Origin of the sequence: Microcoleus asticus IPMA8, assembly GCF_013179805.1 — a bacterium.
GTDB classification, from domain to species: Bacteria; Cyanobacteriota; Cyanobacteriia; order Cyanobacteriales; family Microcoleaceae; genus Microcoleus; species Microcoleus asticus.
On the sequence record NZ_SRRZ01000077.1, the window covers coordinates 1 to 21437 of the forward strand.

Here is a 21437-nt window from a genome sequence, read left to right on the forward strand (position 1 = left end):
TCTTATCTTTTTACTTCTCTTTCTCTTTCCATTTTTAGTTGCAGTGTCAGTTGTAGGTTCAGGGGCAGTGGCAGTGGCAGTGGCAGCGGCAGCGGCAGCGGCAGGACTAGGTATTTACGTTGCTTGGCGTGCCCTGGCTGGAGATGAGAAACACGCCTTGATTCGCACTATCGCGATTGCCTTTGCTGCCACAGGCGGTACCAGTTTTCGCGGCGCAGATTTAACTGATGCCAATTTCACTGAAGCAATGCTTAAAAGCGCAGATTTCAGAAAAGCTAATTTGACTCGCACTTGCTTCAGCAACACAGAAAAACTCGATCGCGCGCGAGTCGGTAAATCGATATTAGCTGATACCCTCGTCCGAGAATTACTTGTCACTGGCAATGGCTACAAAAAATCATATTTCGGTGCGGATTTCCAAGGAGCAAACCTGACAGGCGTTAATCTCAACGAGGCTAATCTCAAGCAGGCTAACCTCAGCGAAGCAACTTTGCATCAAGCTAATTTGGAATGGGCAAACCTCACTGAAACTCAAGCCTTGGCAACAGATTTTACAGCCGCTAGTTTTACAGGTGCTTGTTTGGAAGCTTGGAATATTGACGGTAATACAAAGCTCGATCGCGTTAACTGTCGGTTTGTTTTTCTTCGAGAAAACGCCAAACCGGGAACTGACGATCGCGAACGCCGCCCTCACCACGTCAACAAGTGTTTTGAAACGGGGGATTTCGAGAAACTTTATAAAAAGATTATGGAAACCGTGCAAATCCTGCTCAAAGATGGGATTAACCCAGAAGCTTTTGTCGCCGCTTTTCAGAAGTTAATGCGAGAATTTCCAGACATTACACCGGAGTCAATTCAAGGAATTGAGAAGAAAGAAAACGATGTTTTACTGACTCTCAAAGTTCCCGAAGGAACCGATAAGGGTAAAGTTGAACAAATTTGGGACGAAGTTTATCAAGCAAGGCTAGAAGCTCAAATCCGAGCCGAGCAATTAAAAGCTAAAGATGAAATTATTGCCATTCAAAAATATTATAATGATGTTTTTGAAGACTTAGTGAAAACAGGATATACTAAAAATTTAAATCTGAATGAATTGGTAAAATTGTTGACTCCACAACCTGTGAATGTTAAATTTATTAATGAAGTTAAATCTACATCAGAGAGTCAAGCTATGAGTGACCAAATCGACCAAAGTCGCAAAATAGAAATTACAGGCGGAACCGTTAACGCTAGTGGTGCAGGAGCCTTAAGTTTAGGTGATATCAGTGGTACTGTTGCCAATACAATTAATCAATTATCTGATTCTGCTAAACCAGATAAACCAGGAACCAAAGAATTATTGACTGAGTTACAAACAGCGATCGAGGCTGAAACTGATTTATCTGATGATGATAAAGCTGAAGCATTGGAGCAGGTAAAAACTTTGGCAGAAGTAGGGAAAAATCCCCAAGAAAGTACAATGCAAAAGGCGGGGAAAACGGCAATGAAGATTCTGAAAGGGACTATTGCTGGTTTACCTAGTGCGGCGACATTGGTGGAAGCTTGCAGTAAATTGTTGCCCGCGATCGCAAGTCTCTTACTTCTACCCTAAAATCCCATATCAACGCCCAGTAAGTAATTGTATTTTTAGGGCGGGCGAGACGCCCACCCCACGAAGGTTCTTCGCTTCAATCAAAATGACAGCGCAGCTTACCGTCCAGATTTTCTCGGCGGTGTATCATCAGTTGATCGCTTCCGACGGATCAGCACACTCATCACCTGCTTCGGATTAGCTGCACGCTGTACGGGGCTCCAATCGCCCACTTCCGCAAATCCCAGCCGGTACAAAGTGAGTATGCTTTCCCTGACACCCTTCGGCGAACCGACAACCGTTAACAGCACCACTTGCTGTTCGCATACTGCTGCTGAGTCGTCATTTGGGCGATCCTCTTCGAGGGCTTCGCTAACCGACAAGTTGTCGTCAGGCAAGAATTCCTGTGACATAATATGTTCTCCTGGTTTTGGGTTTTCTAGAAAAACCCAAAAACCCAGCCGCCCCGCATTTCAACACATAGCAGGGCGGCTACAGAGGATGTTAAGATACTCCGTTAGCCTCCAGACTGCTGTGATCAGTTTGGCGGTTAGCTGTCCATTGCTGCTACCAACAGCTTTGGGCAGTGCAACTAGATTTTTGGGCGACGCGGGCTGCCTCCTCTACAAGCAAGCAACCTCTCACTTCAAAGCGTAGCCGCAGATGGGGGCCGCCGTCAATCGATTTTAGATTTTAGATTTTAGATTTTAGATTTGGGATTTGGGATTTTGGATTGAAGAATTGATCCCCGGACTAATCTGGGGACTTTGGGGGTTTTGATGCGGGATTGGCGGGTTTTGGGCGATCGTACCAATGAGACTCACAAAACGATCGCCTTTTCAACTTACCAACTACAACGGCGATACTTTATCGCGTTCAATCTCCTCGTGGGGAGTCGTTTTGCCGTTCAAAATTGTGCCATCCTCGGGTAGATTGTCTAGTCGAGGATAGCGCTTCTTAAAGCGATCGCGAGCCGAGACAATCACCACATACAGAACCGGCACCATAAACAAACTCAATAAAGTTGAAACAACCATTCCCCCGGCGATCGCATTCCCTAGCGATCGGCGGCTCGCTGCACCCGCACCCTCTGGGTTAATCAGAGGAGAAATACCCAAAACGAAAGCCAGAGAAGTCATCAAAATCGGTCGTAAACGCTCTTGAGAAGCCTCAACTGCCGCCTTAGCAATTGGATATCCCTGCTCCCGTAACTGGTTCGCAAACTCCACGATTAAAATCGCATTTTTACTAGCCAATCCAATCAACATCACCAAACCAATCTGGCAATAAACATCATTCGGCAAACCCCGCAACGACTGAGCTAAAAGTGCACCTAAAATCGCCAGAGGCACCGATAGCAAAATAATGAATGGATCGACATAATTTTCATACTGCGCAGCCAACACCAAGAACACAAAAATCAGCCCCAAACCGAAAATAATCGGTGCTTGACCGCCGGACTCAATTTCTTCTAAAGAACTCCCCGACCATTCATAGCCAAAACCCGAGGGCAAAACTTCAGCCGACACCTTTTCCATCGATTTTAGCGCCTGTCCAGAACTCGCTCCTGGAGCCGGAGAGCCAGTAATTTCAATTGACCTATATAAATTGTAGTGGTTAACAGTTTGTGCTCCCACCACCGGAGTGATCTTCACCAAATTGCTCAAAGAAACCATTTCATTCTTTCCAGAACGCACATACAATTTCCCAATATCTTCAGGGTTATCACGAAACTGTTTGTCCGCCTGGACATAAACCCGGTAATTGCGCTGCTGGAGGTTAAAATCGTTCACATACTGAGCACCCAGAGCCGTTTGTAACGTACTGAAAACATCATTAACAGAAATATCCAAAGCCTTAGCCCGATTGCGGTCAACTTCCACAATTAACTGAGGCGTATTCGCAGCAAACGTACTAAATACCGCCTGCAATCCGGGCGTCTGATTCGCCTGCTTTAAAATCCCGCCCATCGCCTGAACCAGAGCATCTAAACCGCTGTTACCTTTGCGGTCTTGCAATTGAAATTGGAAGCCTCCAAATTGACCTAAACCCTGAATAGCTGGCGGATTCACCGGGAAAATTCTAGCTTCTGGAATCGCCCCAAATCTACCCCGCAACTTATTAATAATCCCTTGTACAGTTTGATCTTCTCCGTGACGTTCATCCCAGGCTTTAAGTGTAGTAAATATAATGCCTTGATTAGAAGTGCTACCGCTAAAACCAAATCCACCCACTGAAAAAGTTCCGACAACTTCAGGAAGTTTGAGGATTTCTGCTTCTACTTGGTCCATTACTTTCTGAGTGTATTGCAGGGAAACACCTTGGGGCCCTTGAATAATTGTCAGAAAATAGCCCTGGTCTTCTTCCGGGATAAATGCTGTGGGGACTGCTAAATAAAGCCAAGCTGTTACTCCCAGAGAAGCGATGAACACGAGGGTTACAATAGTCTTAATTCCTGTGAGAAATATTAAGGATTTCCGATATTGCCGCTGTACCCAATCGAGAAATCTATTAACACGCTCAAAAACCCAAGCTACCGGGCCCCCAAACTTCTGACCTGGACGCAGTAATATAGCTGCAAGTGAGGGCGTCAGAGTAATAGCCATAAAGGTAGAAAGCAATACTGAAAAAGCAATTGTCAGCGCAAATTGTTTATAAAGCGCTCCTGTAGTTCCGGGAAAGAATGCCACGGGCACGAACACTGCCATCAACACTAAAGAAGTCGCAATTACAGCGCTAAAGAGCTCACGCATTGACTCAAAAGCCGCTTGGCGAGGCTTCATACCTTGGCGGATCAGGCGGTCAATATTTTCTACTACAATGATAGCGTCATCAACAACTAATCCCGTCGCTAATGTCAGACCAAACAGAGATAAACTGTTAATCGTAAATCCGAAAACTTTGATAAAGGCAAACGTCCCGATCAAAGAAATTGGAATTGTGATGGTAGGAATAATAGTTGTGCGCCAGTCTTGCAAGAAAACAAAAATCACTATCACCACTAGCAAGACTGCTTCAAATAATGTCTTGACTACTTCTGCCATCGACTCTTGTACAAACAAAGTCGTGTCCAGCGCTACTCTATGGATCAACCCCGGAGGGAAACCAACCGCTAGTTTTTCCATTTCTGTTTTGACGGCCTGGGCAACATTCAAAGCATTACTTCCAGGCAGTTGGTAAATGCCTAAACCTACTGCATCATTGCCTCGAAATCGCAGAAATGAGCTGTAATTCTCTGCCCCTAGTTCTGCTCTCCCCACATCTTTTAATTTAACTAACGTTCCATTTGTCTCTGTTTTGAGGACGATTTCGTCAAATTCGGCTGGTTCTTTGAGGCGACTTTCAGCACGCAAGTCAATTTGATACATTTGCCCCTGTGGAGCAGGTTCTTGGCCAACTCTCCCAGCACCCACTTGCAAGTTTTGTTCGTTGAGAGCCCTCGTTACATCTTGCATTGTGAGACTGCGAGCTGCTAATTTATTGGGGTCTATCCATAAACGCATTGCATAGCGTCTTTCCCCAAAAATTCGCACGTCGCCAACCCCTTTTATCCGCTTTAAAGCATCGGCTAAATATAGGTCAGCGTAGTTGCTTAAAAATATGGTGTCGTATTCTTTATTTTCGGTAAATAAGCCGATCGCTAATAGGAGACTTGTAGATTGTTTTGTAATTGTAACTCCTGTGCGTTGTACGGCATCTGGTAGTTGTGGTTGAGCAACTGCAACTCGATTTTGAATATCGACGGCGGCAATGTCTTTGTTGCGTGACGGGTCAAAAGTAGCTGTGATGGTGCTGGTGCCATCGTTACTACTACTGGAAGTTAGATATTTGAGTCCTTCAACGCCGTTGATTTGCCTTTCTAGGATGTTGGTAACGGCATTTTCGACAATTTCAGCACTCGCCCCGCTATAGTTAGCTGTGACGTTGATTTGGGTGGGGCTGATGTCGGGGAATCGCTCGATAGGCAGGGTGGGAATGCTAATTGCGCCTACCAAGATAATAATTAAGGCGCAGACGCTAGCAAAGACTGGTCGTTTAATAAAGAAATCTGCAAACATTATTTGGGTAATGGGTAGTTGTTAGTTGATAATTCGTAATTTCTAATTCCTAATGCCTATTTCCTAATTAGACTTACGTCAAAAATTAAAATTTCCCCTTTTTGAAGAGCTGAGCAATCAAGTAGTTTCACATACATAAGGTACGTTGTTGCGCTTCAGCGCTCTTCAGAGGCGAATTAAGAGCGCTGAAGCGCAACTACATACCTTATTTTTTGCTTTCTACTGGTAATTTTTCCCCGGCTCCTTTCCCTTCCTCTTGAGCCATAATCGGAGCGCCGTCAGTCAGGTTAAGGATGCCTGCGGTAATAATTTTTTCCCCGGCTTGCAAACCTTCGATAACTTGATAATTATTCCCCTCAATGGCTCCCAATTTCACGGGCTTTTGTCGGGCTACTAAAGGAGGCATTCCAGGTTTTGGCTGTTCCGGCCTTTGAGCTGTGAAGACAAAAGTTTGCCCACCTAAGCGAGTGACTGCTGTGACTGGAACTAAAATTCCGGGGTTCTGTTTCCAGATGACTTTAGCTTTTACAAACTGGAGATTAAGCAGTTCGCCGCTGGGGTTGGGAAAGGTGGCTTTAGCTAAAATTGTTTGGGAATTGGCGCTGACGTTGGGGGAGATAAAACTGATTTGACCTTGGGCGATCGCCTTACCTTGAGCGTCGAGCATTTGTACTGGCAGCCCTAAGCGTAATTGAGGCATCCGTTCCAAAGGAATTGATAACCGCAAGTCTAGCAATTGGTTCTCAGTCAGGGTGGCAATGGCGTTACCTTTTTGCAAGTAATCACCTACTTTCACTGGTATGTCGCCGATGACTCCCGCGAAGGGCGCGATGACAGCAGTTTCTTGTAGTTGTACTTCAAAGCCGCGCACTTGAGCGGCGGCCTCGGCAACTTGCGCTTCAGCTTGATCGAGCTGTTCTTGGCGCGTACCGTTGGCTAACTCGGCTAATCTGCTCCTGGCTTGTGCGACTTCTGCTTCGGCTTTGGCTATTTCCTCTGGGCGCGAACCGTTTTGCAATTGCCGCAAAGCTTGCCGCTGCTGTTGCAAGGCTGCTGTCCGGCGCTCGATCTCGGCTTGTCTGTTTTTTTGCCGCTGCTGGAACCGCCTTTGAGCTTCTCGGAGATTGGCTCTGGCTGTGCCTGCTTTTTGGGTGTATTCCTCGAGGGTGTTGGCGGATTCTGCGCCTTCTTGTGCCAATGCCTGATATCTGGCAAGCTGCTGGCCGGCTAACTTTGCTTCGGCTGTGCTTGCCTCTATTTGCGCTCTGGCTTGGGCGATGTCTTCTAAGAGGCTACCTGTTTGGGCGTCGGCGAGGTCGGCTTCAGCTTGGGAAACGCGGGCTTGGGCTTGACCAATTTCTTCTGGCCGACTGCCCGATCGCAGTTGGGCTAGGTTGGCTTGGGCTTGGGCGACTTGGGCTTGAGCCTGGGCGATTTCTTCGGGCCTAGTTCCTGCTTGCAATTCTGCTAAGTGGGATTGAGCGCGAATCAGGTTGGCTTGGGATTGCCTCAAGTCAGCTTGGGCGCTGTCGCTTTTCATCCGGGCGATGGCTTGCCCTTTGTTTATGAAGTCCCCGGATTTGACAAAAATCTCCGTGACTAGCCCTTCTGATTCGGGTTTGATTTCTACCGAACGCTTGGCTTCTAAGCTGCTGACAAATTCCGAGGAATCTTGGACTGAGCTGGTTTGTACGGCTGCAAGCTTGACTGGTATGCCTTGGGGTTGGGCTGCTGCTGCCGGTTGCTGTGCGCGATTATGACCCGATTGCCACGAGTACCAGCCGAAACCTGCTGCGCCTGTGGCGATCGCGAGCGCGACAATTAGCGGCCAGCGCGATCGCGGTTTAGCGACAGGTTCGGGGCGATCGGCGGGGGTCAAATCCTCCGGTCGATCGCTGTCTGCTTCTGCATCGGTTGGGTGAAGTTCCGGTGTGGCAGATTTTTGCTCTTCAGCTTCAACCACGGATTCTGGGGATTTAGAATAACTCATTGGCAGCACCACTTAGATTTTTTTTTAACATCTGACTTACTGAGACTTTGGCGGAATCTTTGATTCCCTCAGCGCCCCCCTCAAACAGGGGGGAATTTGGAAAGCTCTTTTAAAAGGGATGGAATCTGGAAAGTCCCTTTTTAATGGGGTTGGGGTTTGTGCTTGGCTTTACTCCGATCGCAGTTAGTCAAGCCGGGGGTGATTATTTTTAGGAAAGTTGTTTTTTATCTCTCAAAAGTTACGCTTTCCATGAAAGATTAGACATCCTTCTTATGGCTTACCTGAGTGGGTGAGTTAGAAGGATTTTTCCCTGGGAGTCGCCGGATTCAGCGGAGGTTGGGGAGTCACGCACTCCTGCGATCGCGCTTTTTTCCTTAGCTAGTTGCTCGGTTAACCACTCTATGTCTGACGCCAGCACTGACTTGCAGCGATCGCGAGAGGCGAATTGATAGTCGTCGGTTAGTGGATATTCGCTCTTGAGGCTTTCGATGTAGTCTTGCCGGGTGTAACAGGCTCGCAAGCGGTGTTCCAACAATTTCATCCGTTCTTCCGGTTCTAAGTCGCCAAAAAAGAAAAACTTGATTTGGAACCGGGAACCGCTGTTAACCCAGCTTTCTTGAGGGTGTTCGAGCATTTTTTCCCTCCAGAGTTCGCGCCCTTTGGCGGTAATTCCGTAGATTTTGCGCGGACAGCCCGCATCTCCGGCTTCTTCGGCAATTACCGAAATCTCCCCTCGCTCTTCCAAGCGCTTCAGCAAGGGGTAAATCGCTCCGTAGTTGACGCTGATGCAACTGCTCATAAACAGCTCCAGTTGTTGCTTTAGCCGATAGCCGTGCAGGGGTTGCCACTGTAGCAGCCCAAGGGCTGATAATTCAAGCATTTATATCAAATTGATATTATAGTCTGCATTATATCACTATATTATCGGACTCAAGGGCGATCGCGTAAATAGCTAGTTTCAAAGAAACTCAAGACTAAAATACACAGTTAATAATATTTGTCAATACTCTTAAGATATATTTTTTTAGATAGAGATAGGGCGATCGCTTTATATTATAGAACCCATTTGAAATCTAAGAAGTGCCGATCCACCTCGATTTCGGTCAGAGGAACCGGCAGCTTCTCACTTTTGACACAAGTCAGATGCTGCCTGGTCTTTGATGTCTCCCAAGTGCTTTAATAGACTCTGCTCAATAAGTCCGATTTCTGCCACATATCTCTTCTGAGTAAGAGTACCAGAACTTTTCTTGGCATGGGTTGGTTGAATTTTAAAACCCTGAGAAATTTTAGTATTACTTGAGATTTTTTAGAACACCTAACAGTTTTTTCCTAGCTCATAGTTGGAAATTATTTCCCCAGCATAAATTATCCTAAATCCCGATGTTTTTACGGGTCAGTCATCCTACTAAAACTTAATTGTTTAAGTACAATTTATACCAGATGAGAGCGACATGACACAGATAGAGTGATTTCTCTTTATCCTAAAACCCAAACTCAACGCCCTGTAATCACTTGAAATAACCACCCAAAAAGCATCACGCTCAAGAAAATTACACCTCCGACAATTAACATCAAACCCAACAGCAACGCCGCTACAAATAGCCAATCGGCTTTTTTCCCAGGTTCGGGGGAACCTAAATGAGCATCCAGCAATTCTATATTTTTGACATTAGCTTTCCAAGTAACATCCAACAAGTCTCCGGCCACCGGTACCGTGCCGGCAACTGTATCAAATACGATGTTAGCTGCCATTTTTACTAAAGTCTCTTGAGGCACTCCCATTTGAGCGGATTTGAAGACAACATAGCCTGCAAAGATTGAACTGATAAAATCGCCGCCGCCCGGTATCAGCCCCAATATCGGATCGAGTCCGATGCGGTATTTTGTGCCGGGAATCGGAATTGCATTGTCTAGTAAATGGCTGACCCGGCGGAGTCGGCGCAAGGAGGCTAAATGAGATGGACTGGGAGTATTGGGGGAGGAATTTTGTAGAGGAGAACGTGACATTTAATTGCTCTCGATAGCGATATTACTGCTAGTTTATGATATTTATTGAAGCATATTCAAGTTTTTTCACTATGCCTCAAGCAGATTTTTACTGATTTTGGGCGATCGGCTTTGGTTTGTTTTTGAATGCACAGAAACCCGGTTTCTGTTCAAAACCGGGTTTCTTGCTTCTAGCTGCGGGCTTTTAATTTAGCCTTTTATTTGTTGCCTTCAGTGAAGTCGGCGTCAATCACGTCGTCGCCGCCGCCAGTGGGGCCGCCGTCTCCATAGCCACCAGGGCCGCCAGGGCCGCCAGGGCCGTCAGTCGGGCCGCCTGCTTGCTGGTACAGGTTGCTGCTGACAGCGTAGAACGCTTGCTGCAACTCTGTTGTCAAGGTTTTGATGCGATCGTCATCTTCACTCTCGATCGCATCGCGCAAGTCTTTGATCAACCCTTCAACCTTAGTCTTGTCAGCAGCGGGAACTTTATCACCCAATTCTGCCAACTGCTTCTCAATTTGATAGGCTAAAGAATCGCCTTGGTTTTTGCGATCGATCTTTTCGCGACGTTCCTTGTCAGCAGAAGCATTCGATTCGGCTTCCTTCACCATGCGATCGACTTCATTGCTGGGCAAAGTAGAAGCACCAGTAATGCTAATCGATTGCTCCTTGCCAGTACCTTTATCCTTAGCAGCTACATTCAAAATACCGTTAGCATCGATATCGAAAGTAACTTCAATTTGAGGTACGCCACGGGGGGCAGGTGGAACTCCATCTAAGCGGAAGGTTCCCAAATCCTTGTTATCATTGGCCATTTCTCGTTCGCCTTGCAAAACGTGAATTTCCACGTTTGTTTGGCCGTCTACAGCAGTCGAGAAAGTTTCCGACTTCTTGGTAGGAATTGTGGTGTTGCGGGGAATGATTTTGGTCATCACGCCGCCCAAGGTTTCGACGCCGAGAGACAGCGGGGTAACGTCGAGCAACAAGATGTCTTTGACTTCGCCGGAGAGCACGCCGGCTTGAATTGCTGCACCGACTGCGACCACTTCATCCGGGTTTACCGTTTGGTTGGGGTCTTTGCCGAGGATTTTTTTGACCAGTTCTTGCACCGCCGGAATACGTGTAGAACCGCCCACTAAGACGACTTCATTAATTGCAGATTTGTCTAATTTGGCGTCCCGGATCGCATTTTCTACGGGGATGCGAGAGCGATCGATCAAATCTGAACAGAGTTCTTCAAATTTGCCCCGCGTCAAAGTCGTGTCCAAGTGTTTTGGCCCGTCTTGAGTCGCGGTAATAAACGGCAGGTTGATTTCTGCTTGAGTAACGCTCGAAAGTTCAATCTTGGCTTTTTCTGCTGCTTCCGTCAGGCGTTGCAGTGCTTGTTTGTCTTTGCGGAGGTCAATTCCTTCGGCTCTTTGGAATTCATTAGCGATGAAATCGACGATTTTTTTGTCGAAGTCGTCACCGCCGAGGTGAGTGTCTCCAGAAGTTGCTAGCACTTCAAATACGCCGTCGCCCACTTCTAGAATAGATACGTCGAAAGTACCGCCACCTAAGTCAAATACGAGGATGGTTTCGTTGCTCTTTTTATCTAATCCGTAAGCTAAAGCGGCCGCTGTAGGTTCGTTAATAATCCGCAGCACTTCAATCCCGGCAATTTTACCAGCGTCTTTCGTAGCTTGGCGCTGGGAGTCGTTGAAGTAAGCAGGAACAGTAATTACCGCTTGGGTAACTGTTTCGCCGAGGTATTTACTGGCGTCTTCTACCAGTTTGCGGAGAACTTGTGCAGAAATTTCTTCTGGGGCAAATTGCTTGCCGCGGGCGGGACAGTCTAGTTTAAGGCTGTTGCCGACTTTGAGGACTTTGTATGAAACTTCAGTGGTTTCGTGGGTTACTTCATCAACTCGACGCCCGATAAACCGTTTTACTGAGTAAAAGGTGTTTTCGGCATTCATCACGGCTTGACGCTTGGCGATTTGTCCGACAAGTTGATCGCCATTTTTAGCATATGCTACTACGGAAGGTGTGGTGCGACCCCCTTCGGCGTTGGCTATGACGGTGGGTTTGCCGCCTTCCATAACTGCGACGCAGGAGTTTGTCGTACCTAAGTCAATTCCAACTACTTTTCCCATAGGGGTGTTCCGGCTCCAATTTCTACAAAATTTTGGTGTTCTATCTGTGCGATAGTCTGGTTATTCAGGACTGCGATTTTACCTCGCGGTTTACGGGTACTGAGTCCTGCTTTAATACAGTCTTCGATAGGGTGCTTATCTCTATACTGCGGGCGGTAGACCTTGCGATGAAGGGGTATTTACCGAACCTGTTGAGGGACGGTTGCATCCGTGAGGCTTGCACCGCTACAGCTTTCGACTGCTTTTGTTTACTCTTCCTAATGTACGGGGTGCGAGCGATTCGGGTATTGTGGCAAACCGTATACGTTGTGTTGTATTTGCCGTCTTATGTGTATAAATTTTGTTGGGCTGGTTCGGGCGATCGCTCGATCGGCAGCAAAATAAAAGTAAAATTTATCAGTTAGAGTCATGAGTTAGAGAGCTACCAATTTGCTGCGTGTTTAATTTTACTCATCAGAATAAAGAGTGAAAAAGGAGTATCAAGAGACTCCAATAAACCGCACTTTTTCTAAAATTCTTGAGCTGGTTCGTCTATAACATCGATTCTGAGGGCATAAATTTCCATATTTTGGGATAAATTCAGTGCATTCTCGAACGCATGACGTAGTAACCGCTTTCCCAAGCCTCTACCTTGCATCGATCGACTACCTGTTTCCCAACGAACATAGGAGGGGATAGCTGGGGAGATTGTCTGGCAACAAGTTAGCTGCTAGCTGGGTGCGATCGAGTAAATTAGCGCTGCAAGCATAATAGCCTGCTATTGTCTAGTTATTTTCACCTGCTAAAGCTACAAAAGTTCTAGCAGTACCGAGCCGATCCTTCTGCTTTGCATATCGTTTGAGAGAGGTATCTAATTATGTATTTCTCAAATTTAATGGGTCTTTTCTAAGACTGCTGGTACTTCGGTTTATATCTTCTAGACGGTTAATAGCTTAATTCACTCGCTTTACTGTTCTGTTTAATAATCTGCCAATAATGCGAGGAATCCTTCAGACGGTGCTGGCGGGTGTTCGATGACTGACAGTAAAAAGGCTCGATCGCGATCGGACAGTGCAGCAGGCGTATTATTATAAGCTGCGGGGCCGTTGATTGTAGCATCTGCTTCGGCAATGAATTCGTCTCGGAAAAATAGGTAAGCCCACCAAGAAACTCGGGTTCCGGTTTAGACGAGCGATCGCATTTTGCTATTCATCGCGCTACTCAAATTGCTTTGCTGCTATTTTTATAACTAAAAAAGCGACAGGTCAAAACCTGCCGCTAGCTGTATAAAGTCCGCCCTGGCAGACTATTTAAGTGCTATTTTTTACCGATCAGCAGAGCCGCGGGAAAGTAACTCAGAGCTTCACTAATTGCCAACGTACCGTTACTTTCTACCGCCTGATTTGTAATCGCATCTTTCCAAACCGACGGCATTTCCTCGGACAATTTCAAATTAGTATCTTTCCAGACTTCTTTGCCGAGCGGCATTTCTTCCGGTTTAACAATTCCCGCCAAAAACCGGGGAGCAATGACAATAACGGTAGTATCTTCAAAGCTTCTGGCAAAGGCAACAACATTATCTTTAAACGTGCCAACTGCTTGCAGCGGCAGATAGTCGCCTGATTGAAAAACTTGCAAGTATTTTTTTCTCGCTTCTAGCACTCTTGCCGTCAAAAACAACTTAATTCTAGCGTCTTCTCGCGTAGCAATCAAATCTTCAACCAGTTGCAAAATATCCGTCTGAGCTTGCTCTTTAATTTCCCGCAAAACCTCGATTCTGCGCTCAAAATCAACGGGACGGCGGTTATCGGGATCGACGTGGCTTAAATCCCAGAATTCCGTCCCTTGATAAATGTCGGGAACGCCCGGAGCCGTGATTTTCAGGAGCGTTTGAGATAAAGAATTAAAAATTCCGTAAAGAGCTACTTTTTTCCAGAAAGGTGTAAATTTGTTTAGAAACTGATTTTGTTCGGAAGGTTCGAGAACGCTATCGACAAAGGTCATAAAACCAGTTTCGTAGTCGTTATCCGGTCTCAGCCAAGCCGTATAAACTTTGGCTTCACGGACAGCTTTAATGACATAATCTTTCAGGCGATCGACATAATCAGTGTTTTCAATTCCCTCAAAGGGAAAACTGCCTAGCAGAGTTTGGTACAGAAAGTATTCGTCATTAGTATCGGGAACCATTCGATTCACAAAGTTGACTTTCTTAGAAGAGTTTACCTCTCTCCAAGACCTGACTTGCTGTTCCCATTCATCGGGAATTTCTGACAAAACGTTTATTCTGGCTCGCACATCTTCGCCGCGTTTGGTATCGTGGGTAGCTGTAGCATTCATTTTGTGAGGCCAAGCGGCTTGCTGCTGTTGGTTGAACTCGTGAAAATCTACTAGCGAAACGCCGAACTGACTGGGGTTTCCTCCGACTTCGTTGAGGGATAAAAGCCGATAGTAGACGTATAAAAGCGTGTCTTCAACGCCTTTTGCCATTAATGGGCCTGTCAACTGCTGGAGTTTCATAACAAAGTGCCGGCGCTGCTCTTTTTGTTCGGTTGTTAGGGTTTCTTCTTCTTCCAGCAAGAGCACTGTTTCGATAAATTTAAGTTCCTTGAGGAGTCGCGGTACTTGTTCTTTGGCGTGGGCGATCGCATATTTTACGTAAGTGCGATCGGACTCTCTCAAACCGTCTTGATTGATATAAGTTCGGTAGACTGGAAAAATTGTTAAAACAGCCGCCAGTGCTTTTTCCAAACCGGGACGAGTAAAGTCGTTTCCCTGTCTGGATTGACCGGAGATATTCTTCAATAGTTGAGCCAGATTGTCTACATCTCCAGCCAAATTTTTCTCAACAATCAGCCCTTTTTTATCTAAAAATAACTGTTCGTAGGGAACATTCAAGCGAGTAAATCTCTGATATATTTCGCTAAATTGCTGTTCGCGATCGCACCGACAAAAAACGCCGTTTACGTAGTTCAAAAAGTCGTAGCCGCTCGTTCCCTCAATTGGCCAATATGAAGGCAAATCTTCTTCGTGTTCCAGAATCTTTTCAACAGTGATGTAAGTGTCTCCGGTTCTCTCCCGGAGGCGTTTCAAATATTCTGTGGGGTCGTACAGTCCGTCGATGTGGTCGATTCTCAATCCGGTAAACTTTCCCTCTTCAACCAGGTCGAAGATCAAAGCGTGGTTTTTGTGAAAAACTTTAATCTCTTCAACTTTTACCGAAATCAGTTCGTTGACTGTAAAAAACCTTCGGTAGTTAATTTCTTCTGCCCCCACTTTCCAGAAGGCCAGACGGTAAAACTGCTCGGAAAGCAAATCGTCCAGCAAATTAAAACTTTCGGCATTCCCCTTTTCTCCGTTAAAAACTTTGATATTTTCATCGATAAATTCCTGCACCATGGGATTTTGATTGTAGAGTTCCCACAGCAGTCCTTTGACAAAAGCTATCTGATCGTATCTGGCTTTACCTTTAGTTTCTGAAGGTGTATTTTTAATCAAATAAAGAATTCCCAAAAACTTGATAAAATCTGGATGGCGTCTGCCTAATTCCCTGGCTAAATGCCCCAAATTATGACTGATAAATTTAGCATAAGATTCAATTTTTACTGGCAATTGTAAGCTATAATAATTGATAGTCAGCCCAAGTTCGCTGTATTTGAGTTGAATCTCGCCATTTTCCAGACACTCTCCATAAAAATTCCCCAGCAACGGAGCCAGCACTCGACCTCTGAGATGTTCGTAAGCGTGATTCCATTCAATATCGAAGTAATCGAAATAGTCGGAATCCGGCCCGTGTTCCAATACGTCTAACAGCAGCAAGTTTTGAGTGTCGTAAGCCATGTGGTTGGGGACAATATCTTGCAGCCATCCCATGTTCCGTTTCTTGATTTCGTATGTGAGCGCTTCAAAGTTTTCTGACGTTCCCAATTCGGGATTGACCTGATTTGAGTCAACGACATCGTATCCGTGACTGCTGCCTTTTCTGGCTTTAAATATCGGTGAAGCGTAAATGTCGGTAATTCCTAATTCTTCCAAATAGCTAAGAATTTGTTTGGCGGCTTCAAAGTTAAAACCTGCATGAAACTGAATCCGATAAGTTGTTGTGGGAATTCTCATCTTAATTTTACTCCTAATTAGTTAGTTGGTGGGATTTGTTGTGTTAAATTAGAAAGAGTAGGTTGGGTGGAGAACGAACTCTCCGTTTCACTCCGCCCAACGTCATTAACTGGAGATTTTAGTGAGATTTGATATTTGAAATTTGAGATTTTTGCTCCCATCTAAAATCTCAAATCCCCAATCTAAAATCAGTTGTTGGGTTGAGCGGAGCGAACCCTACACTTCGCTCCGCCCAACCTACTATTTCTGTATTATTTCGTAGAGTGCGAAACTCTGGGGTTTAACAGTCAATTCTTGCTGTGAATTTATCTTTTCAGGCAAGCTAGAACCTGAACCCATCCATTTTTCATCAGCAGAGTCTAAAATTTTGTTCCAGTTGCCTTGGGGCAGTGCAGCCGTAAAAGCTACCTCTTGCCTGTTGAAGTTTAGAATGCAGAATATCTGGCTGTCATCTGTCCAGCGACGTAGAAATAAGATTTTTTCCGCTTCAATGCTGGACACTTCTAGACTGTTTTTGTCTAGTTTTTTAAGGACCGGTATTGTCCGCCGCAGTTGAATCAAATGTTGGTGCCATTCCCAGAGGACTTTGTGTTTGCCTTCTGTTTGTTTTTCCCAGTTTAACTTGCATTTTTGGAAACTATCAGGACTCTGGGGATCTTGAAACTCGCCTCGCCCTTCAAAGATTTTAAACTCTTGTTGTTTGTCTTTGCGGATAGCTTCAATTAAATTAGCATCTGAGTGGGAAACAAAGTAGAGAAAGGGGGCTTCTTCTCCGTATTCTTCTCCCATAAAAAAGAAGGGAATGTAGGGAGAAATCAAGACTGTGCCTGCTGCGAGTTTCAATCCTTCAAAGTCAACTATTTTCGAGAGTCTGTCTCCCAAAATTCGGTTGCCGATTTGGTCGTGAGTTTGGGAAAATACCACAAATTTATGGCCCGGTTCATCTTTGACAGAATTGCCGTGTTTCCGTTTTCTGTGGGGGGCGTACTGGCCGGAGTAAACAAAGCTTTCTTTGAAGGATTTTTCTAAGTGTTCGCACTTGCCGAAATCTTGGTAGTATCGGTCGTCTTCTCCGGTGAGCAAGGTGTGCAGTGCGTGGTGGAAATCATCGCACCATTGGGCGTCTAATCCGAAGCCGCCGAGTGCTTTGGGACGTACAGTGCGGACATCGTTTAAGTCGCTTTCTGCTATTAAATAAAGCTGCCGTCCTAGTTCTTGGGAAATATCGGCTGTGGCATCGGATAGTTCTTGCAAAAAAGGTCTTGCACCTACTTCAAATATTGCTTGAATTGCATCTAATCTCAGGGCATCGATGTGATAGTCTCGAAACCAGTATAGAGCGTTTTCAATAAAGTAGTTACGCACGCCGTCGCTGTAGGCGTCGTCGAAGTTGAGGGGGTCTCCCCAAATCGAGCCGTATTTTGAGGTAAAGTAGGGGCCGAAGTCCCTGAGATAGTTTCCTTCGGGGCCGAGGTGGTTGTAAACTACATCGAGAATTACTGAAATCCCGTGTTCGTGGCAGGCGTTGACGAGTTTTTTGAAGCCTTCGGGGCCGCCGTAGGAGTTTTGGACGGCGTAGGGATATACGCCGTCGTATCCCCAGTTTCGCTCGCCGGGGAATTGGGATACGGGCATTATTTCGATGGCGTTGATTCCCAATTCTTTAAGTTGTTTGAGTTTGGGAATTATTGCTTCAAATGTTCCGGTTTGGGTGAATGTGCCGACGTGCAGTTCGTAGATAATCATTTCGGCTAGCGGCACGCCTTGCCAATTTGGATCAGTCCAAGTAAAGAGGTTTTGATCTATTACTTGCGACGGGGCGTGTACGCCTTGGGGTTGATATTTTGATGCTGGGTCTGGTCGGTCAGTTTTTCCTTCGATTTGGTAGGTATAAAGGGTTCCTGCTTCGATGTCTGTAGCTGTGGTTTGCCAATAACCTTCTGCAGGTTGTTGCATGGGTATCAGGCGTTTTTTTGGGGAAACTATTTGGACTGCTATTTGTTTGATGGTGGGCGCCCAAACGGTAAATTCACATTGGTTGTTGCCGAGGTAATTTGCTCCTATCTTCACTTTTAGTTGTTCTCCTTATAAAATAGGTTAGTGGTTCGATCGCCCGACGCGCTATCAAATGCTTGGCCCTTAACGTTCAGCGCCTGTTTAGAAGGTAATATTACTTAATATAACAAACAACTAACTTTAGACAGAGCCATCAAGGGTTAGAATTGTGTATTAGGCAAAAGTAGCTGTTGGTTATGTCTAAATTAGAGCATGAATCTGCACGGGGGCGATCGCCAAATTAACGACCTGTAAAGGCTAATATTTCTGGTTGATATCATGTCGAAAATCTACCTAAAGGTAGGTCAAAAATCAGCGCGAGTGTGGATTTTATGGTTATGGCTTTTGGACGGGAAATCTGCTGCAATCTCGACTCGGCGGAGTCTCGGGAGTGGTTGGTCACAAACGGGATCGGCGGTTATGCTAGCGGGACGATCGCGAATCTCCTCACCCGCCGCTATCACGGCCTGCTGGTAGCCGCCCTCAAACCCCCGCTGGGACGCACTTTGATGCTCGCCAAGCTGGACGAGACGGCTGTGTATAACGATCGCCCCTATCCGCTTTATACAAACCGCTGGGCCGACGGTACGATCGGACCCCACGGCTACAAATATGTCGAAAGCTTTCACCTCGAAGGCACGACGCCAGTTTGGAGGTTTGCTCTCGCTGACGCTATCCTAGAAAAGCGGATTTGGATGCAGCAAAGTGCTAACACAACATATATTCAATACCGCTTGCACCGCGCCTCAAAACCGATCGCCCTCGCTGTCAAAGCCCTAATCAACTATCGCGACTACCACCACACGACGAGCGCCGGCGACTGGCAGATGAGCCTAGAAACCTTGGAAAGCGGGGTTTGCGTGACGGCCTTTCCCAAGTCTGCACCCCTGTACCTGCTGACGGATGCCGAACCAGAGGCACAATTTCGCGTCTCTACGCCCTTATACAATTGGTACTACGGATTTGACTTGGCAGCAGAAAAGCGGCGCGGATTGGACTGCTGCGAGGATCACTTGCACGCGGCGACTTTTCACATGACGATCGCACCGGGAAGTTCTCTCACATTGATAGCCAGCACCGAGAAAAATCCAGAACTCAACGGCGGTAAAGCTTTAGAAGTGCGCCACACTTATGACCAACAACTGCTGCACAACTGGTCCAAAGTGAGCGAATCTCCCGACTGGATCAATACCTTAGTGCTAGCCGCCGACCAATTTATCGTCAGCCGCCCGCTAGCGGAGGAACCCGAAGGCAAAACGATCATCGCCGGATATCCCTGGTTCAGCGACTACGGGCGCGACACGACGATCGCCCTACCCGGTCTCACAATCTGTACCGGGCGATGGGAAATTGCGCGATCGATTTTGCGGACATTTGCGCGGTATGTCGATCGGGGGATGCTGCCGAACCGCTTCCCGGATGCGGGCGGCGCACCGGAATACAACACCGCAGACGCCACGCTGTGGTACTTTGAGGCAATTCGCGCTTATATCGATGCCACGGGGGACGAGGAGCTTTTGAGCGAACTCTGGCCGACCTTATGTGAGATAGTTGATTGGCACGTACAGGGAACTCGGTATAACATCCGCCTCGATCCCGATGACGGTTTAATCTACGCGGGCGAGAAGGGTGTGCAACTGACTTGGATGGACGCGAAAATCGGCGATTGGGTGGTGACGCCTCGGATTGGTAAGCCGATCGAACTCAGCGCGCTTTGGTACAATGCTATACAAGCTATGGCAAGTTTTGCTCGAAAACTGGGCAAGCCTCACAATGAATACGAGCAATTGGGCGATCGAACGGCCGCCGGATTCCCTCGCTTCTGGAACGCCTCAACAGGTTACTGTTACGACGTTCTCGACGGCCCCGACGGACACGATAGCTCCCTGCGGCCCAACCAAATATTCGCCGTATCCCTGCCCCTAAACTCGATTTCTCCTCACTCCGCCAACTCCTTGTCAGCGGGGATGCGCCAGGAAACCCGCTATACACTGTTACTGACGCCCATCCAGCGTCGCGGCGTAGTGGACGGCTGCGCTCAACAACTTCTCACTTCGGTCGGCCTCCGCAGCCTCTCGCCGCAGCACCCGCAGTATCGCGGCGCATACGGAGGCGACCAATTGCAGCGCGACAGCGCCTACCACCAGGGTACAGCTTGGGGCTGGCTGATTGGCCCGTTTGTCTTGGCGCACTTGCACGTATACAAAGACCCAGCACAAGCTCGCGAATTCCTCGAACCGATGGCACATCATATAAGGGCCGGCGGAGTTGGCAGTCTGAGCGAAATTTTTGAGGGCGACGCCCCCCACTCGCCCCGAGGCTGCACGGCTCAAGCTTGGACTGTGGCTGAGGTGCTGCGTGCTTGGTTGGCAATTAATACTGTGGGTGTTTAAATGGGGAATGTTATGTTTGGTGGAAAAAGAGATTTATGGCATTATTATTAGCGGGCGATATTGGCGGAACAAAGACGATTTTGCGCTTGGTGGAAAGGACTGTTAAGGGTGAAATGAACGCTCTTTACGAGTTTCGCTATCCGAGCGGGGAGTTCCCTGATTTAGTACCGATGGTGCAGCATTTTTTGACGGAAGCTGCTATTAAGTTAAATTTTGCACCTGAACCTGAAAAAGCTTGTTTTGCGATCGCAGGGCCAGTGGTTAACAACACTGCAAAACTGACTAATTTGCCTTGGAGGCTGGATGCGAAGCGTCTGGAACAAGAATTAGGAATATCCCGCGTCAGTTTAATTAATGATTTTGTTGCGGTTGGCTACGGCGTGTGGGGTTTAGACGAGCGAGATTTGCACATTTTGCAAGTAGGAAAACCCCGCCAACACGATCCAATTGCTGTTATTGGTGCGGGTACAGGTTTGGGAAATTGTTTTGCAATTCCCGAGGCAAATGGCATCAGGGTTTTTTCTTCGGAAGGGGGACACGGTGACTTTGCTCCTCGTTCGGAGTTGGAGTTTGAATTGCTGAAATATTTGTTAGCAAAACACGACATTCAAAGAATATCGATCGAGCGTGTGGTTTCGGGACAAGGGATTGTTTCAATTTACCAGTTTTTGCGGGACAGAAAGTTTGCTCCTGAATCGCCGGAGATAGGGGAAGTTATCAAAAAATGGGAGTCAGAAATCGGTAAAACCGAGAAGAGTGTCGATCCGGGGGCGACAATTGCACAGGCGGCACTCAAAAAGTGCGATCGGCTTTCGGAACAAACAATGCAAATGTTTGTAGAAGCTTACGGTGCAGTGGCGGGAAATCTGGCTGTGACACTGTTACCTTACGGCGGTTTGTACGTAGCTGGCGGCATTGCTGCTAAGATTTTGCCGCTGATTCTAGAAGGGGGTTTTATGCGGGCTTTTACCCACAAAGGCCGGATGGATTCGCTGTTAGAAATGATGCCTGTTCGTCTTGTTTTGAATGATAATGTAGGGTTAATTGGTGCGGCTGTTTGTGCGGCCGGTCTTTAGGAGATTGAAATTTTGACCGCCCCAATCCCCAGCAGTAGGGTGCGTCAGTCTTGAAATTCTCAATTAGCACGAAAAGTATCAT

At 46.8% G+C, this 21437-nt stretch carries 11 protein-coding genes; 3 read left to right on the forward strand and 8 right to left on the reverse strand.

All coding sequences use genetic code 11. The annotated features are described in order from the left end of the window. Positions 1 to 1591 (forward strand): pentapeptide repeat-containing protein (locus tag E5S67_RS19840; RefSeq protein ID WP_216670599.1); only part of this gene is annotated, 1591 nt, incomplete at its 5' end. Between the two features lie 98 nt (positions 1592 to 1689). Here the strand turns inward: E5S67_RS19840 and E5S67_RS19845 are convergent. The 8 genes from E5S67_RS19845 to treZ all read right to left on the reverse strand — a co-directional run bounded on the left by E5S67_RS19845 (position 1690) and on the right by treZ (position 17901). Beyond that, positions 1690 to 1983, reverse strand: coding sequence for a hypothetical protein (locus E5S67_RS19845; protein WP_172190130.1), 294 nt, complete (start codon positions 1981 to 1983; stop codon positions 1690 to 1692). 438 nt (positions 1984 to 2421) lie between these two features. After that, the gene (locus E5S67_RS19850; protein ID WP_172190131.1) at positions 2422 to 5628 is read right to left on the reverse strand and encodes an efflux RND transporter permease subunit; all 3207 of its coding nucleotides are present in this window, start codon (positions 5626 to 5628) and stop codon (positions 2422 to 2424) included. 205 nt (positions 5629 to 5833) lie between these two features. Then, positions 5834 to 7618, reverse strand: coding sequence for an efflux RND transporter periplasmic adaptor subunit (locus E5S67_RS19855; protein WP_172190132.1), 1785 nt, complete (start codon positions 7616 to 7618; stop codon positions 5834 to 5836). A 277-nt stretch (positions 7619 to 7895) separates the two neighbouring features. Next, positions 7896 to 8498, reverse strand: a complete 603-nt coding sequence (locus tag E5S67_RS19860) for a PadR family transcriptional regulator (RefSeq protein WP_172190133.1) — start codon at positions 8496 to 8498, stop codon at positions 7896 to 7898. A 614-nt stretch (positions 8499 to 9112) separates the two neighbouring features. Next, a complete protein-coding gene (locus E5S67_RS19865) occupies positions 9113 to 9625 on the reverse strand; it encodes a DUF4112 domain-containing protein (RefSeq protein WP_172190134.1) in 513 nt (170 codons plus the stop codon). A 197-nt stretch (positions 9626 to 9822) separates the two neighbouring features. After that, positions 9823 to 11739 carry a molecular chaperone DnaK gene (gene dnaK / locus E5S67_RS19870; RefSeq protein WP_172190135.1) on the reverse strand — a complete coding sequence of 639 codons (1917 nt, stop codon included), beginning with the start codon at positions 11737 to 11739 and terminating at the stop codon, positions 9823 to 9825. A gap of 1296 nt (positions 11740 to 13035) precedes the next feature. Beyond that, on the reverse strand, positions 13036 to 15831 hold the full coding sequence (treY, locus tag E5S67_RS19880; protein ID WP_172190137.1) for a malto-oligosyltrehalose synthase: 2796 nt from the start codon (positions 15829 to 15831) through the stop codon (positions 13036 to 13038). A gap of 240 nt (positions 15832 to 16071) precedes the next feature. Next, positions 16072 to 17901, reverse strand: coding sequence for a malto-oligosyltrehalose trehalohydrolase (treZ, locus tag E5S67_RS19885; protein WP_172190138.1), 1830 nt, complete (start codon positions 17899 to 17901; stop codon positions 16072 to 16074). A gap of 317 nt (positions 17902 to 18218) precedes the next feature. Here treZ and E5S67_RS19890 point away from each other — a divergent pair, with 317 nt between their 5' ends. Together E5S67_RS19890 and E5S67_RS19895 are read left to right on the forward strand one after the other, a co-directional pair. After that, a complete protein-coding gene (locus tag E5S67_RS19890) occupies positions 18219 to 20279 on the forward strand; it encodes an amylo-alpha-1,6-glucosidase (RefSeq protein WP_172190139.1) in 2061 nt (686 codons plus the stop codon). A 35-nt stretch (positions 20280 to 20314) separates the two neighbouring features. Beyond that, positions 20315 to 21355, forward strand: a complete 1041-nt coding sequence (locus E5S67_RS19895) for a glucokinase (RefSeq protein ID WP_172190140.1) — start codon at positions 20315 to 20317, stop codon at positions 21353 to 21355. Positions 21356 to 21437 lie beyond the last annotated feature (82 nt).

What these genes read in the sequence shown, in the direction of transcription:
- E5S67_RS19845 (WP_172190130.1), bottom strand. Translation starts at nt 1,983, where the DNA reads ATGTCACAGGAATTCTTGCCTGACGACAACTTGTCGGTTAGCGAAGCC.
- E5S67_RS19850 (WP_172190131.1), bottom strand. Translation starts at nt 5,628, where the DNA reads ATGTTTGCAGATTTCTTTATTAAACGACCAGTCTTTGCTAGCGTCTGC.
- E5S67_RS19855 (WP_172190132.1), bottom strand. Translation starts at nt 7,618, where the DNA reads ATGAGTTATTCTAAATCCCCAGAATCCGTGGTTGAAGCTGAAGAGCAA.
- E5S67_RS19860 (WP_172190133.1), bottom strand. Translation starts at nt 8,498, where the DNA reads ATGCTTGAATTATCAGCCCTTGGGCTGCTACAGTGGCAACCCCTGCAC.
- E5S67_RS19865 (WP_172190134.1), bottom strand. Translation starts at nt 9,625, where the DNA reads ATGTCACGTTCTCCTCTACAAAATTCCTCCCCCAATACTCCCAGTCCA.
- dnaK (WP_172190135.1), bottom strand. Translation starts at nt 11,739, where the DNA reads ATGGGAAAAGTAGTTGGAATTGACTTAGGTACGACAAACTCCTGCGTC.
- treY (WP_172190137.1), bottom strand. Translation starts at nt 15,831, where the DNA reads ATGAGAATTCCCACAACAACTTATCGGATTCAGTTTCATGCAGGTTTT.
- E5S67_RS19890 (WP_172190139.1), top strand. Translation starts at nt 18,219, where the DNA reads ATGGTTATGGCTTTTGGACGGGAAATCTGCTGCAATCTCGACTCGGCG.
- E5S67_RS19895 (WP_172190140.1), top strand. Translation starts at nt 20,315, where the DNA reads ATGGCATTATTATTAGCGGGCGATATTGGCGGAACAAAGACGATTTTG.